The sequence below is a fragment of the Pseudomonas lundensis genome, from assembly GCF_001042985.1.
In the GTDB taxonomy this organism is placed as follows: domain Bacteria; phylum Pseudomonadota; class Gammaproteobacteria; order Pseudomonadales; family Pseudomonadaceae; genus Aquipseudomonas; species Aquipseudomonas lundensis.
Genome location: NZ_JYKY01000004.1, coordinates 209,088 through 222,534 on the forward strand (window position 1 = coordinate 209,088; position 13,447 = coordinate 222,534).

General features: G+C 56.2%; 13 protein-coding genes. 5 read left to right on the top strand and 8 right to left on the bottom strand.

What is annotated here, in order from left to right:
• The first annotated feature begins 10 nt into the window (after window positions 1-10).
• From TU74_RS05320 to fdhA, 3 genes are all read left to right on the top strand, one after another.
• Window positions 11-643 (top strand): sarcosine oxidase subunit gamma, encoded by a 633-nt coding sequence (locus TU74_RS05320; protein ID WP_047279162.1) that lies wholly within the window; start codon window positions 11-13, stop codon window positions 641-643.
• 97 nt (window positions 644-740) lie between these two features.
• Window positions 741-1,598: a formyltetrahydrofolate deformylase gene (gene purU, locus TU74_RS05325; protein WP_047291801.1), complete on the top strand. Its 858-nt coding sequence runs from the start codon at window positions 741-743 to the stop codon at window positions 1,596-1,598.
• Window positions 1,599-1,680: 82 nt separating this feature from the next.
• Window positions 1,681-2,880, top strand: a complete 1,200-nt coding sequence (gene fdhA, locus TU74_RS05330; RefSeq protein WP_048375447.1) for a formaldehyde dehydrogenase, glutathione-independent — start codon at window positions 1,681-1,683, stop codon at window positions 2,878-2,880.
• Window positions 2,881-3,018: 138 nt separating this feature from the next.
• On the opposite strand, the gene TU74_RS23065 is transcribed toward fdhA, so the two are convergent.
• From TU74_RS23065 to TU74_RS05345, 3 genes are all read right to left on the bottom strand, one after another.
• Entirely contained in the window at window positions 3,019-3,954 is a 936-nt protein-coding gene (locus tag TU74_RS23065; protein WP_082149824.1) for an RHS repeat-associated core domain-containing protein, read from the bottom strand.
• 857 nt (window positions 3,955-4,811) lie between these two features.
• A complete protein-coding gene (locus TU74_RS24635) occupies window positions 4,812-5,258 on the bottom strand; it encodes an RHS repeat-associated core domain-containing protein (RefSeq protein ID WP_053069963.1) in 447 nt (148 codons plus the stop codon).
• Window positions 5,259-5,388: 130 nt separating this feature from the next.
• Entirely contained in the window at window positions 5,389-5,655 is a 267-nt protein-coding gene (locus TU74_RS05345) for a hypothetical protein (protein ID WP_048375449.1), read from the bottom strand.
• A gap of 419 nt (window positions 5,656-6,074) precedes the next feature.
• On the opposite strand from TU74_RS05345, the gene TU74_RS05350 reads away from it, so the two are divergent.
• Complete coding sequence (locus tag TU74_RS05350; RefSeq protein ID WP_048375451.1) at window positions 6,075-6,650, top strand: DUF2780 domain-containing protein; 576 nt, start codon at window positions 6,075-6,077, stop codon at window positions 6,648-6,650.
• A 3-nt stretch (window positions 6,651-6,653) separates the two neighbouring features.
• Here TU74_RS05350 and TU74_RS05355 read toward each other — a convergent pair whose 3' ends face one another.
• On the bottom strand, window positions 6,654-7,541 hold the full coding sequence (locus TU74_RS05355; RefSeq protein ID WP_048375452.1) for an acyltransferase: 888 nt from the start codon (window positions 7,539-7,541) through the stop codon (window positions 6,654-6,656).
• A gap of 243 nt (window positions 7,542-7,784) precedes the next feature.
• Between TU74_RS05355 and rloA2 the strand changes: the two genes are divergently transcribed.
• On the top strand, window positions 7,785-8,285 hold the full coding sequence (gene rloA2 / locus TU74_RS05360; RefSeq protein ID WP_048375454.1) for a retropepsin-like aspartic peptidase RloA2: 501 nt from the start codon (window positions 7,785-7,787) through the stop codon (window positions 8,283-8,285).
• Window positions 8,286-8,303: 18 nt separating this feature from the next.
• Here the strand turns inward: rloA2 and TU74_RS23315 are convergent, their stop codons facing one another.
• From TU74_RS23315 to TU74_RS05370, 4 genes are all read right to left on the bottom strand, one after another.
• On the bottom strand, window positions 8,304-9,314 hold the full coding sequence (locus TU74_RS23315) for an RHS repeat-associated core domain-containing protein (RefSeq protein WP_082149822.1): 1,011 nt from the start codon (window positions 9,312-9,314) through the stop codon (window positions 8,304-8,306).
• A gap of 113 nt (window positions 9,315-9,427) precedes the next feature.
• Window positions 9,428-9,604 carry a hypothetical protein gene (locus tag TU74_RS24420; RefSeq protein WP_088500185.1) on the bottom strand — a complete coding sequence of 59 codons (177 nt, stop codon included), beginning with the start codon at window positions 9,602-9,604 and terminating at the stop codon, window positions 9,428-9,430.
• On the bottom strand, window positions 9,604-10,713 hold the full coding sequence (locus tag TU74_RS05365) for a PepSY-associated TM helix domain-containing protein (RefSeq protein ID WP_048375456.1): 1,110 nt from the start codon (window positions 10,711-10,713) through the stop codon (window positions 9,604-9,606). The genes TU74_RS24420 and TU74_RS05365 overlap by 1 nt, the downstream gene beginning before the upstream one ends.
• A 100-nt stretch (window positions 10,714-10,813) precedes the next feature.
• Window positions 10,814-13,249 carry a TonB-dependent siderophore receptor gene (locus TU74_RS05370; RefSeq protein WP_048375458.1) on the bottom strand — a complete coding sequence of 812 codons (2,436 nt, stop codon included), beginning with the start codon at window positions 13,247-13,249 and terminating at the stop codon, window positions 10,814-10,816.
• Window positions 13,250-13,447: the final 198 nt, after the last annotated feature.

Here is a 13,447-nt window from a genome sequence, read left to right on the forward strand (position 1 = left end):
GGGTGATCACATGACGAGCGCAAACGTATACCAACAGCGTCCGGAGTCGGGCGCTAAAGCTGAGTCATCCTTGCACCACGCCCGGTTGTCGGCGCTCATCGGCCAGGGTCGGCAAAACCCCGGCGTCACGGTGCGTGAGAAAAAACTGCTGGGCCACCTGACCTTGCGTGGCGACGCGCGCGATCCGGCGTTCAGCGAAGGCGTACACCAGGCGCTGGGCCTCGAACTGCCGGTGGCGCTGAGCCTGGTGGCCAGCGGCGAAACGTCCTTGCAATGGATGGGCCCGGACGAATGGCTGCTGATCGTGCCGGGCGGTGAAGAGTTCAAGGTGGAACAGGCGTTGCGCGAGGCGTTGGCGGGTCAGCACATTGCCGTGGTGAACGTCAGCGGCGGGCAACAACTGCTGGAGCTGCGCGGGCCGAACGTGCGCGAGGTGCTGATGAAATCCACCAGCTACGACGTCCACCCTGACAACTTCCCGGTGGGCAAAGCGGTGGGCACGGTGTTTGCGAAATCGCAGCTGGTGATCCGGCATACGGCCGAGGACACGTGGGAACTGCTGATCCGCCGCAGCTTCTCGGATTATTGGTGGCTCTGGTTGCAGGATGCTGCGGCGCAATATGGGTTGAGTGTTGAGGCCTGAGTCGCGGCTGGCCCTCACCCTAAGCCTCTCCCTGTGGGGAAAGGGTTAGGGTGAGGGGCTTTTGCTTTTCACATCAGAACACTAAAAGGAGCCCTTCATGAGCCGCGCCCCGGACACCTGGATTCTCACCGCCGATTGCCCCAGCAGGCTGGGCACGGTCGACGCCGTGACGCGTCACCTGTTTGAACACCAGTGCTATGTCACCGAGCATCACTCCTTCGACGATCAACGTTCCGGCCGGTTCTTTATCCGGGTCGAATTTCGTCAGCCACAAGGTTTTGACGAACCGGCCTTTCGCCGCGGGCTCAGCGAGCGCGGTCAATCCTTCGGCATGGCCTTCGAACTCACCCCGCCGCATTACCGGCCCAAAGTGCTGATCATGGTGTCCAAGTCCGACCACTGCCTGAACGATTTGCTGTATCGCCAGCGCATCGGGCAGTTGTCGATGGACGTGGTGGCCGTGGTCTCCAATCACCCGGACCTGGAGCCGCTGGCGCAGTGGCACGGTATCGCCTATCACCACTTCGCCCTTGACCCCAACGACAAACCCGCGCAAGAGGCGCGGGTCTGGCGCGTGATCGAAGACACCGGTGCCGAACTGGTGATCCTTGCCCGTTACATGCAAGTGCTCTCGCCCCAGCTGTGCCGCAAGCTCGATGGCAAGGCGATCAACATTCATCACTCGTTACTGCCCGGCTTCAAAGGCGCCAAGCCGTATCACCAGGCCTACGAGAAAGGCGTGAAACTGGTGGGCGCCACGGCGCACTACATCAACAACGACCTCGACGAAGGGCCGATCATCGCTCAGGGCGTCGAGGTCGTGGACCACAGTTACTACCCCGAAGACTTGATTGCCAGAGGCCGCGACATTGAAGCCCAGACATTGGCCCGGGGTGTGGGTTATCACATAGAGCGGCGCGTTTTCCTAAATGGAGGTCGTACCGTGGTGCTGTGACACGCCAGCGCCCACTAAGCTGCAAGCAGATCGGCGGGCGGCTGGCCGGTCATCCCGCTCCATAACAACAAGGGTGAACTCAATGGCGGACAATCGCGGTGTGGTGTACCTGGGCAACGGCCAGGTTGAAGTGCAGAGCATTCCGTTTCCCAAGATGCAAAATCCTCAAGGCAAGCCCATCCACCACGGCGTGATCCTGCGCGTGGTGTCGACCAATATTTGCGGCTCAGACCAGCACATGGTGCGCGGCCGTACCACGGCGCAAACCGGGCTGGTATTGGGGCACGAAATTACCGGCGAGGTGATCGAGGCCGGGCGTGACGTGGAACATTTGAAGGTCGGGGATTTGGTATCGGTGCCGTTCAACGTGGCGTGCGGGCGGTGCCGCAGTTGCAAAGAGCAAAACACCGGCGTGTGCCTGACCGTCAACCCGGCCCGTCCCGGCGGCGCATATGGTTACGTGGACATGGGCGACTGGGTCGGCGGTCAGGCGGAATATGTATTGGTCCCTTATGCGGATTTCAACCTGCTCAAACTCCCAAACCGCGACGCCGCGATGGAGAAAATTCGCGATCTGACCTGCCTCTCCGACATCCTGCCCACCGGTTACCACGGCGCCGTCACGGCGGGCGTTGGCCCCGGCAGCACGGTCTACATTGCAGGCGCAGGGCCGGTAGGGCTTGCGGCGGCGGCGTCCGCGCGTTTGCTCGGCGCCGCCGTGGTGATCGTGGGGGACGTGAACCCGATTCGCTTGGCGCACGCCAAGGCGCAGGGCTTTGAAATTGCCGACCTGTCCAAAGACACCCCGCTGCATGAACAAATCGCCGACTTGCTGGGCGAGCCCGAAGTGGATTGCGCGGTCGATGCCGTGGGCTTTGAAGCCCGAGGCCACGGGCACGACGGCGTAAAACACGAAGCCCCGGCCACGGTGCTGAACTCACTGATGGGCGTGGTACGGGTGGCGGGCAAAATCGGTATTCCGGGGTTGTACGTGACCGAAGACCCCGGCGCTGTGGATGCCGCCGCCAAAATGGGCAGCCTGAGCATCCGCTTTGGACTGGGCTGGGCTAAATCCCACAGCTTTCATACTGGGCAAACCCCGGTGATGAAATACAACCGCCAATTGATGCAAGCGATCATGTGGGACCGGATCAAAATTGCCGACATTGTCGGGGTCGAAGTCATCAGCCTCGATGAGGCACCTCGCGGCTACGGCGAGTTTGATGCGGGTGTACCGAAGAAGTTTGTGATTGATCCGCATCGGTTGTTTAGTGACGTGTGAGTGACACACACCTCCAATGCCTCAATCGACGCCTTGGAGGTGGTTTTAATTGGCGTTATTTTTAATGCTATTACTGAGTTCTGATGCCGCGATGTGTCGCCGTTATACTTAAAACCTTATAGGTTGACTCTAACAAATCTACTGCCTGCAACTTTTTTCTTTTGATAATGTTTTTAGGTCAGTAGCTCCCCGAGCCTCTTGAATAGGGTCGACATCTATGCGTGGATTTTTTGCGGTTCCTCTACCCTTCTTAAGGTTCGGTGGAGAAAAAAAGTTTCTCTTGGGAGACATGTACTGTCTTTGCATGAATTGCCTGCTCTCTGATATTAGATCATCGGCTTTTGCAAGGTTGGCGCGGCTACGCTTAATTAATTGGCCAGTGGATAGATTATTTGCTTGATCAAATGCCTTGCTCCCCATTACTAAATCGAATGTGTGATTTTTATTTATGTTGTTCATTGTTGTAACCACTGTATTTTGGAGATCGATAATTATTTTATTAGTTTGTTTTGACGTTTTCATAATCCCTAGCCCCCTTCCAAACGCTTTCACCCATTGCCACATATGCCCGGTTGGGTCTTGCCTCATCATCGGCTCATTATCACAATACGCATACGCATTAATCCCCCCCTCGCCAAACGGGCTCCAACTGTCCGGGCTGTTAAAACGCATCAATACCGGATTAAACGCTCGATAGCCTTGGCCCAATAAATAATGCCCGGTCTCGAGCTCGGGTCGTTCGCCGTTAAACCCTATAGCGCTCAGTAAAGCGTCGTGGACGTGATACCCAAAGGCCGTATACACCTGCGCGTGCTGAGTACCGTCGGGGCTAACGCCACTGAGCACTGACGCTTGTTGATCGGTCGCCAACAACGTGGTGCTCACGCCGCTGCCATGCTGTTGCAAGGCTAGCGGTTGGGAGTCGGTTTCAAAAAAACGGGTTTTACGTTCGCCTTCAATTTCAGTGGCAATGCGCTCATCTTGATAAAACCGACGCGTGGTGGTGTTGCTGCTCAGGCGGTCCAGTGCGTCGTATTGGTAACTGCCTTGAAGCGTGGGGGGGGACTTTTTCATGCTGAATACCGAATCAGTGGTTGGATACGTTTTCAGCATCCACACGCGCGTGGGGGTTGTATAGCTGGCAGAAGTGATAGGTATGAGGCCTCACGGGGGGGCTCAAGTGCTACAGGCGCGTGCGCTGCTCACCCTCGGGCGAGCAGCGGACATCCCCTATTACCCGTGCGCACCACCCCAGTCGGCGGTGGCAGTTATATACATCGTCTGGACTATTCGTCGTTCAGCGCTTGCTGATCGAGGGCTGAGGAATGAGTTTGTTTAATGACCGTAGAATGACTGTCTGATGTCGCTGATTGCTTTCCGTATAGCTGTATACTGATCGCCTTTTCCTGCAATGCGGTGACTTAATATGGAATCATATGCTAAACCTAGTTTGTGTCTGTAATTTAATTCTTCGGTCTTCAAGTTTCTTATATCAGATTTATTCTCGAATCTAATGCGCTCAAATTGGGCGTTGTAGTCGCGACGGTAATTATTGAGTGCTGCTTGTTCCTTTGGTGTTATACCATCATAGTCGTAGTTCTTAGTATGGGGGGGCTTTTATTTTGGGTTCTTGGTATGTCAGGATTCTTATCTGATTTCGAGTGTCGGCCACTTGTTTTTTGTAATTTTTTATGGCGCTCTCAGTACCCCCCTTAAAGTTATGGGGAAGGTATTCAGGTGACGTTGGCCGTTGTATGCCTTGTTTTTCTAATTCTACTGCGCTTAGCCAGTTCTTTTTATGTTCTAAAAATAGTCTGGCGGTTTTGGTTTTTGATTTTTCCACGAAGCCCAAAGCCCTTAGCAGCGATTTAAATGGGAAGTGCCCAGAGGGGTCCACTTCGTCAAGCGGCTTATTACTGTACGCATACGCATTAATCCCCCCCCTCCCCAAACGGGCTCCAACTGTCCGGGCTATTAAAGCGCATTAATACCGGGTTATAAGCCCGATAACCCTGACCCAACAGATAATGCCCGGTGACGGCTTCCGGGTGCTCGCCATTGAAAGCCAGTAGCCGGGTGATGCCATTTTCGGCCGGGTGATGGCCATAGGGGGTATAGGCATAGGCTTGTGTGCCGGCCGCGCTGACGTGTTGCAGTACCGAGGTTTGCAGGTCGGTGGCCAGCAGGGTGGTGGTTTGCCCTTGTTGTACGGCCAAGGGCTGTGCGTTGAACGCCATGAAGCGGCGGGTGTTGGCCCCTTCAACCTCGGTGGCAATGCGCTCATCTTGATAAAACCGACGCGTGGCGTTGCGGGTGGTCAGGCGGTCCAGTGCATCGTACTGGTAAGTGCCTTCAAGCGTGGGGGGTGATGTTTTCATCGTGAATGCCGAATCAGTGGTTGGATACGATTCAAGCATCCATACGTATTCGGGGGGTGTATAGCTGGCAGAAGTGATAGGTCAGCAGCGCCCGTTGCCGGGCACTGCGTGAGTCACGGCCTGTCTTGAATCAGGTTGACACGTGCAAACGCCGGCCCAGTACGTCCAGCAGGTCGCAGCCGTCGCGCAGCAAGAGGGCGCAGGCGTGGGTGAGGTGTTTGAGGTCGACGCTGTCAGCGTCGTTGAGTTCGAGCCGGTCAAGGCTTTCGAGCGCCTGGGTCACGGCCAGAATGCGCGCCGCCGCATTGGCATGCAGCACGTCGGGCGGGCTTTGGGTGTCTATCAGCAGGCTGGGGATCAGGCAGTCGATGGCGGTCAGCGGGATGTAGCGGTTCATGGACAATGCTCTTTGTGTGTTTGATAAAACTCCCACCTATCCGTCGCCAAACGAATAGGTGGCAGCTGCGCGCAGGTTGGCGAACCGGAAACACACCACCGGCAGACCCGAAGGTCTCCCACGCGCAGCTGCCATAAAGCAGCTTTGCGGGTGCAAAAAGTCCTGCAATTAAACAAGAGTTTTCGCATGGTGGTAGTCAGGTCGCCAAACCCGGTCGTCATGAGGACGACCGGCGGACTATAAGCCGCTGGCCCGCAACCGGCAAACCTCAATTGCTGTAGGCCGTAGCGCTTTTGCATTAAGCTTGCCGGCCGTTGGACCGGCGACGGGCGTTGGGAACAACGGCCGGGGCGGCAGGTCTTACACACAGTTTCACTGCTCCGCCGGGAGTGGTCTTTGGCTTTTAAGAGGTGGACGCAATGAAGAAGTTGAGCGCCGTAGCACTGGCAACATGGATGACCGTGGCCGCGAGCCCGGTGTTTGCAGGGGGCTTTAGCCTGAACGATGCCGCAGGCATTTTGAATCAGGTTCAGGGCGGCAACAGCGCGAAGTCCGACCAGACCGTTCAGGCCTTGGCTCTGCTGAATAAAGCCCAACAGATGGGTGTTAAGCCTGAGCAGGCAGCCGGTGGCGTGGGCGCGATGTTGAGCCTGGCCAAAAACCAGCTCACCACCAATGATTACGCAGCCTTGACGCAACAAGTGCCGGGCATCAACAAAGTCACCGGGGCCGGTGCCTTGACCCAACTGAGCCAGTTCAGCGCCAAGAACCCGCAGCTTCAGGCCCTCGTGGGGCAGATCAACCCGGTCAGCAAAGATGCCAAAGTGGCAGTGAGCAACGTGACGAATCAGTCGCAGCTCAACAGCGCGTTCGAAGCGCTGGGCATGAACAGCAGCCTGATTCAGGAGTTCGCGCCGTTGATCACTCAGTACTTGGGCCAACAGGGCGTAGCCAGCCCGCTGTTGACCACGTTGAGTGCGCTGTGGGGCGCTTAAAGGTCAGTTGCGCTCGGCACGCAAGGTGCTGATGCGCTGGTCCTTCTTGATCCAGAGCTGGTTGACCCAGCTCTGGACAACCTCACGAAACACCGGGTCGTTTTCGTAATCACCCTGCCACAACGCCGGGTCCAGCTCACGGGTCTGGATGTCGACAATCACTTTGGGCACTTGCCCGCTGATCAACTCCCAAAACCCCGGAATCCTGGCCTGTGGGTACACCACGGTCACGTCGAGTACGGCATCCAGTTGTTCACCCATCGCCGCCAGCACAAACGCCACGCCGCCCGCCTTGGGCTTGAGCAGGTAGGTGTAGGGCGAGTGTTGCAGCGCGCTTTTGGCCGGGGTGAAGCGCGTGCCTTCCAGGTAGTTGACCACCGTCACTGGCTGGCGCTTGAACAGTTCGCAGGCGGCGCGGGTGATTTTCAGGTCTTGCCCTTTGAGCTCGGGGTGCTTGGCCAGGAACGCTTTGCAATAGCGCTTCATGAACGGGTAATCGAGCGCCCACCAGGCCAGCCCGAGAAACGGCACCCAGATCAGTTCCTTCTTTAAAAAGAATTTGAAGAACGGCGTGCGGCGATTCAGGCCCTGCATCAACGCCGGGATGTCGACCCACGATTGGTGGTTGCTGATGACCAGATAAGAGGTGTCGCGGCTCAAACCCTCGGCGCCGCGGATGTCCCAGTGCGTGGGCAGGCACAGGGCGAAAATGCGCTTGTCGATGTCGGACCACGTTTCAGCGATCCACATGACCGCCCGCGAGTTGTAATCGCGCAGACGCCCTGGCGAGATCAGCTTGAGCAGGGCAAACAGCATCAGCGGACCAAATAAAACCAGGGTGTTGCACAGCAGCAAAAACGTGACCAAACAGCCGGTGAGCAGGCGGCGCATAAGCGACTCTTGACGATGTGAGGGTCGCCAATGATAAGCAGCACGCCATAGAACGCCAAATTGGAGTGTGGACAAATGTTTCACAGGCGATGAAATAAGCTGCGCGCACACCTGAACACGTGCCGCCCAAACGCGCTGCGTGCGATCGCCAGCGACCACGCCCAACGACCGGATGCCCTTTGCCCGCGGGAACCAAGGCGCAAACCGGGGTCTAACCCGCAACCTCTACAGGAAACTGCCACCATGAAATCCGTTTTCGTTTTGTTGTCCGTTCTGGCTTTGCCGGTGATGGCGGCCGAGCCCACGCTGTACGGGCGTTATGAATACATCAAGCTCCCGGAAATCGGTGAAACCTTGCAGGCCAAGATGGACACGGGCGCGCTGACGGCGTCGTTGTCGGCCAAGAACATCGAAACCTTCACCCGCGATGGCGAGTCATGGGTGCGTTTCCAGCTCGCGACCAAAGGCGCGAGCGACAAGGTGTACGAGCACAAAGTGGCGCGCATCAGCAAAATCAAAAACCGCGCCGATGAAGACGACGATAAGCAAGAGCCCGCGAGCGCCAAGCGCCCGGTGGTTGACCTTGAAATGTGCCTGGGTAACGTCAAGCGCACCGTGGAGGTCAACCTGACCGACCGCAGCAGTTTCAACTACCCGCTGCTGATCGGCGCCAAGGCCCTGCGTGAGTTCGGCGCGGCGGTCAACCCGGCTCGCCGGTATACGGCGGACAAGCCGGGGTGTTAAGGGGGCGTCACTCTTGATCTAATTCTTTCGGATAACGGCAGCTATTTTAGTGGCTGTGCTGGTGCGGGGAGCGAGTACCCAGGAGTTTTCTTTCAATGTCACGGGGCCACGCAAAATTTTTTTAGCTTCACTTTCTCCTACGCGGAATACCCAATCTGGATCGTTGGGGTTAGCTACGAGACCCATTCTTTTAACGGGTTGAGTCGAGGTAAGTGTCCAGGTTCCCTCTTTGAGTTCCACGCTGCCACCTAAGGTTTTTCTGGCGGTAGCGGGCGATACATCGATTATTCTGTCTGGATTTAACGGATCCACAACCCAGCCACTCTTTTCAGTGGGTTGCGCAGGCTGTCTTGAGTGGGGGCTATTTGTTTGATGAGAACGCGAGGGACGCGATTGTTTGGGCTGCACGTTATTCTTGTCGGGGAGAACTGATAAGTTTTTTTGCGACCCCGGTGTACTGGGGGTGCGGTGAAATAGGCGTCTTAGCCATTTCCAAGGCATGTGCCCGGTCGGGTCCTCCCGGTTCACCGGATCGCCCGCACAATAGGCATACGCATTAATCCCACCCTCACCAAACGGGCTCCAACTGTCGGGGCTGTTAAAACGCATCAGAACCGGGTTAAACGCCCGGTAGCCATTACCGAGTAAGTAATACCCGGTGAACGGGTCAAAGCGTTCGCCATTAAAGCCGAGCAGCTGTGGGGTATCAGCTTCTTGCAGATGATGGCCATAGGGTGTGTAGGCGATTAAATGTTGTTGGCTGTTGTTCAATACAGTTAGCGTTGATCGATTTTCTTCACCTGCAATAAGTAATGCCTTAGGCGTGCCGTTCTGGTGTACCTGATAACTCAATACAGCCTCTTCACATTCGAAGATCCGAAGCCCTACGTTACCTCGGTGCTCAGTTGCGACACGGTCTCGACAATAGAACAGCTGGGTATTATCTGCGTTCGCGCCTTGACTGATTACGTGACGGTCCAGCGGGTCGTACGCATAGCTGTGAGTCTGTGTCTTCTTTTTTTTTGACATGGCGTTAACCCTTTTCTCATTTCACCGGTTCAGGTGATTAATAAAGGTCTAACGGGCAGGCGGATACTCTCAGAACGAATAGGTTTCAGACCTCTGATCGGAAAATACGCCTTTCAACGCTTAAGCAACCCGCGCACGCTGAGCCACACCGGTATGCCCAGGCCGATCCAGCTCAGGGCATCCCACGCGCCGTCGTCCAGCAATGCGCTGAACAGGCCCATGGCGCTGAGCAGGCCGATGGCCAGCGGGATGGAGAAGACTTTCCAGAAACTCGACTGACGCGGTTTCATCACGTGTTCTCCTTCGCGGCGGTGCGCCGAACCCACCATAAATACAGGCCGCTGCCGAGCACGATGAGGGTCAAGACGTCGAGGGCCGCCCAGAGTATTTTCATCGGCATGCCGCCGTAGTCACCGAAGTGCAAAGGCTGGGACATGCCCATGGCGTCCATGTACCACGGTCGCGTACCCACGGCCGTTACGTGCAGGGTGCTGGCGTCGATCAACACCGGCGTGAGCAAGTGCGAGGTCAGGTGCGTGCTGCCTTTCATGAACACCGCGTAATGGTGCTCGCTGGAAAAACGCGTGCCGGGGAAGGCGATGAAGTCCGGGCGCATGCCGGGGGCGGCGGTGGCGGCGATGTCCAGCAGGTGCGTGGCCGGGGCCAGTTGGGTCAACGGGGGTGCGTTGCGGTACGGCTCGACCATGGCCGTGAGGCTGTCGGTGCGCCAGGCGGCAATGATCAAGTCGGCGCAGGCGCTGATCACGCCTGTGACGCCGACCACCAAGGCCCAGGTCAGCGTCACGACGCCAATCAGGTTGTGCAGGTCGAGCCAGCGCAGGCGCGTGGATTTGTCGGTGCGCACGGTGGCGAAGGTGTGTCGGCGCATGAACGGCAGGTACAACACCGCGCCCGAGACAATCGCCAGCACGAACAGAATGCCCATGAAGGCCAGCAACAGCTTGCCCGGCAGCCCGGCGAACATGTCCACGTGCAGGCGCAACATGACCATCATCAGGCCGCCATTGGCCGACGGCATTTCCAGGGCTTCGCCGGTACGAGCGTCGAGCATGAACGTGTGCGAGGCATTAGGCTCGGTGCCCGCCGTGGGGGCCATGATGGCGATCACCGCGTTGGGTTCGTCGTCTTCACTGCCGAAGTACTGCATGACCTCGCCGGGCCGGTGTGCCTCGGCGGCCTTGACCAGTTGTTGCAGGTTCAGGCGCGGGGTATCAGCGGGCATTTCCCGAAGCTGCGGGCTGTCACCCAGCAGGTGATCGATTTCATGATGAAAAATCAGCGGCAAACCGGTCAGCGCCAGCAACAGCAAAAACGCGGTGCAAATCAGGCTGGTCCACGTGTGGATAAAGGACCAGCGACGGATGGTTTTGCTTTTCATGACATTCCAAAAATGACGCAGGCTGCGAGGGGTGGGTTGCGGTTCCGATATAAAAATTGCTGAACAACCTTTCGCAGCCTGCGGCAGCGATTACAAGTGGTTACCACTTGTAATTAACGCTGGCGAGTATGCTTCGGCGATCACCGTAATAACAGTAGAATCCATCACAGGTAGAGATGTATTCCTTATTAAAAACGTTATTAGCATTGAGAGAAACCGATGCTCCGTTGAGGCTTTTGTTCAACTTCCCCAAGTCGTAATGGACGGCTGCGTCGTAGACAGTGTAAGCCTCACTATGGCCGTAGGACTTGTCTGGAACAAACGCCATGCTCCCTATAGCAATGTTGTCTGTTTCACCAATGTAACGAGCGCCGAAGCCGACGCCAAAGCCCTCGAGCACGCCGTTATGCCACGTGTAATCGGCCCAAAGGGAGGCTTGATGTTCTGGAGTAAGTGGCAATGGACGATTTTTGTCCAGCGGATCGCCTACTTTGGTCATTTTGCTATTGGCATAGGTGTAAGCAGCCGTCAGCTTTAAGTTGTCGGTCACTTTACCTACAGCTTCTAACTCCAGTCCTCGCACGTTTGCCTCCCCCAGAGGACGGCTGACGCCAAGAGTGTCATTTAGCACAATATTCTTGCGAGTCAGGTCATAGACCGCGGCTGTGAACAGCATTTCGCTGCCGGGAGGCTGGTATTTGATGCCTAACTCATATTGTTTGCCGGTGCCGGGTTTGAACGCCTTGCCCTGAAATCCCCCTGCTTCAGCCTGAAATGACTCGGCATATGACACATAAGGCGTAAAACCTGAGTCGAACACGTAACTGAGTGCGGCGTTGCCCGTAAATGCACTATCATCGCGTTTGTCTTGGGCATTGCTATAGTTATAAAAAATTGTGTTGGTATGCAGCCAGTCCTGACGGCCACCCAAGGTTAAACGCCAGTTATCTAAAGCCATCTGATCTTGCAGATAAATACCCGTGTCACGGGTTTTTTGGTTGTAATCGTTATAAGCCGTGAACTGGACGTTGCTGAAGTCTTGCCCGTAGATAGGATTAGTGATGTTGCTGGTCGGCGCCGCTCCGTAATCCCATTTGTAATTAGTGTTGATGCGTTGATGATCCAGCCCGATCAGCAGTGTGTGCTTGATTAGCCCGGTATTGAAATCAGCCTGAAAGTTGTTGTCCACAGCAAATTGGCTAATATCCTCATCAACCACATTCGCCCCGCGCTGTAATGTTCCATCGTCCGCCACAGAACCATAAAAACCGCCAGCCGTTATGCCCTGAAAAGCTAAATCACTTTTGGTGTAGCGCACATTTTGTCGAAACTGCCACACGTCATTAAAGTTGTGTTCCAACGCATAGCCCAAGGCGTAATAAGTTTTGTCATAGAATTCCCACGTCGGATCACCCAAGTTCTTGTGATATTTCACTTGGCCAGCGGGTGTGGCTACTTGAGTCCCTTGCAATGGCAGGAATTGGCTGGTGATACCTGTATCGTCACGATTGAACTGGCTGAGGAATGTCAGCTTTGTGTCTTCATTGATATTCCAAGTCAGGCTGGGCGCGATGTTGTATCGCTTGTCTTCGTTATGCTCAATGGTCGTGTTGCTGTCTCGTACTACACCGCTGACGCGATACAGAAAATGGCCTTCATCATCGATTGGACCCGTAGTGTCAAAACTGATTTGCTTACGTTGATAGCTGCCGATTTGAACTTGGAGCTCATGAGCCGGAGCGTCTTCAGGACGACGGCTGACCATGTCGAGCAGCCCTCCAGCCGGCGTCTGGCCATAAACCGAAGACGCTGGCCCGCGCAAAAGCGCTACACGTTCCAAGTCCCAGGTTTCCAGTTTTGGCATGGCATATGTGCCTTTTGGTAAAGGCAACCCATCAAGGAACTGGGTCGGTTCAAACCCGCGTACCTTTAACCACTCTGCACGGCTATCGCTACCATAACTACTTGCAGTAACTCCCGGCATGTAACGCACTGCATCGTCAAGGTTTTGCACTGCCCTGTCTTGCATCTGACTGCGTGTGGCGATCGATATTGAGCGCGGGGCTTCACGCAGGGCAGTGTCTGTCTTTGTTCCTGAAGCCGTACGTTGGGCAAGATATCCACTTGTTGGCCCCCAAGCCGTTTCGTAGCCTCCTTGACCTGAAATCGTAGTGGCATCAAGGGCTAACGTACCTTGGGGGAGTTCTATCAGGGTAAAACTGCCGTTAATGCCGGGCACCAACTGCAAACCGCTGCCCTGTAAGGCCTCGCGCAGTGCGGTGGTCGGCTCGAACTGGCCGTTGACCGGCGCCGAGGTTTTGCCTGCAAGCAAGGACGAGTCGATGGCCAGCGTGATCCCCGCCTGACTGGCGATCTGGTTCAGGGTCGAGGCCAGTGGGCCGGCGGGCAGGTTATAGCTGCGGGCGGTTGTGCTGTGTTCGGCGGCCACCAGCACGCTGCTGGTCAACGGGACGCTGAACGCAATGGCGACGGCTAGCAGGCTGGGGCGCAACAACGTGTCGAGGGTACGGGACATTCGGCAGATTCCTGAATGGAAATGTTTCTCAATGCCTGTATGCCGAACGAGTCTGGAAAAGTGATAGGGCTAAGTGAAATAAATGTGCATCGCGTGTGCGCGCACCGGTTGGCGCAGGCTGCAAAGAATCTGCGCCAGCGGGTGTGCCTATGGTTCAAGTGAGGGATCGGACCGCAGGTCAAGGGCGTTTTGGGTAGG

What these genes read in the sequence shown, in the direction of transcription:
- fdhA (WP_048375447.1), top strand. Translation starts at nt 1,681, where the DNA reads ATGGCGGACAATCGCGGTGTGGTGTACCTGGGCAACGGCCAGGTTGAA.
- TU74_RS05370 (WP_048375458.1), bottom strand. Translation starts at nt 13,249, where the DNA reads ATGTCCCGTACCCTCGACACGTTGTTGCGCCCCAGCCTGCTAGCCGTC.
- TU74_RS05365 (WP_048375456.1), bottom strand. Translation starts at nt 10,713, where the DNA reads ATGAAAAGCAAAACCATCCGTCGCTGGTCCTTTATCCACACGTGGACC.
- purU (WP_047291801.1), top strand. Translation starts at nt 741, where the DNA reads ATGAGCCGCGCCCCGGACACCTGGATTCTCACCGCCGATTGCCCCAGC.
- rloA2 (WP_048375454.1), top strand. Translation starts at nt 7,785, where the DNA reads ATGAAATCCGTTTTCGTTTTGTTGTCCGTTCTGGCTTTGCCGGTGATG.
- TU74_RS24420 (WP_088500185.1), bottom strand. Translation starts at nt 9,604, where the DNA reads ATGAAACCGCGTCAGTCGAGTTTCTGGAAAGTCTTCTCCATCCCGCTG.
- TU74_RS05350 (WP_048375451.1), top strand. Translation starts at nt 6,075, where the DNA reads ATGAAGAAGTTGAGCGCCGTAGCACTGGCAACATGGATGACCGTGGCC.
- TU74_RS23315 (WP_082149822.1), bottom strand. Translation starts at nt 9,314, where the DNA reads ATGTCAAAAAAAAAGAAGACACAGACTCACAGCTATGCGTACGACCCG.
- TU74_RS24635 (WP_053069963.1), bottom strand. Translation starts at nt 5,258, where the DNA reads ATGAAAACATCACCCCCCACGCTTGAAGGCACTTACCAGTACGATGCA.
- TU74_RS05345 (WP_048375449.1), bottom strand. Translation starts at nt 5,655, where the DNA reads ATGAACCGCTACATCCCGCTGACCGCCATCGACTGCCTGATCCCCAGC.
- TU74_RS05355 (WP_048375452.1), bottom strand. Translation starts at nt 7,541, where the DNA reads ATGCGCCGCCTGCTCACCGGCTGTTTGGTCACGTTTTTGCTGCTGTGC.
- TU74_RS05320 (WP_047279162.1), top strand. Translation starts at nt 11, where the DNA reads ATGACGAGCGCAAACGTATACCAACAGCGTCCGGAGTCGGGCGCTAAA.
- TU74_RS23065 (WP_082149824.1), bottom strand. Translation starts at nt 3,954, where the DNA reads ATGAAAAAGTCCCCCCCCACGCTTCAAGGCAGTTACCAATACGACGCA.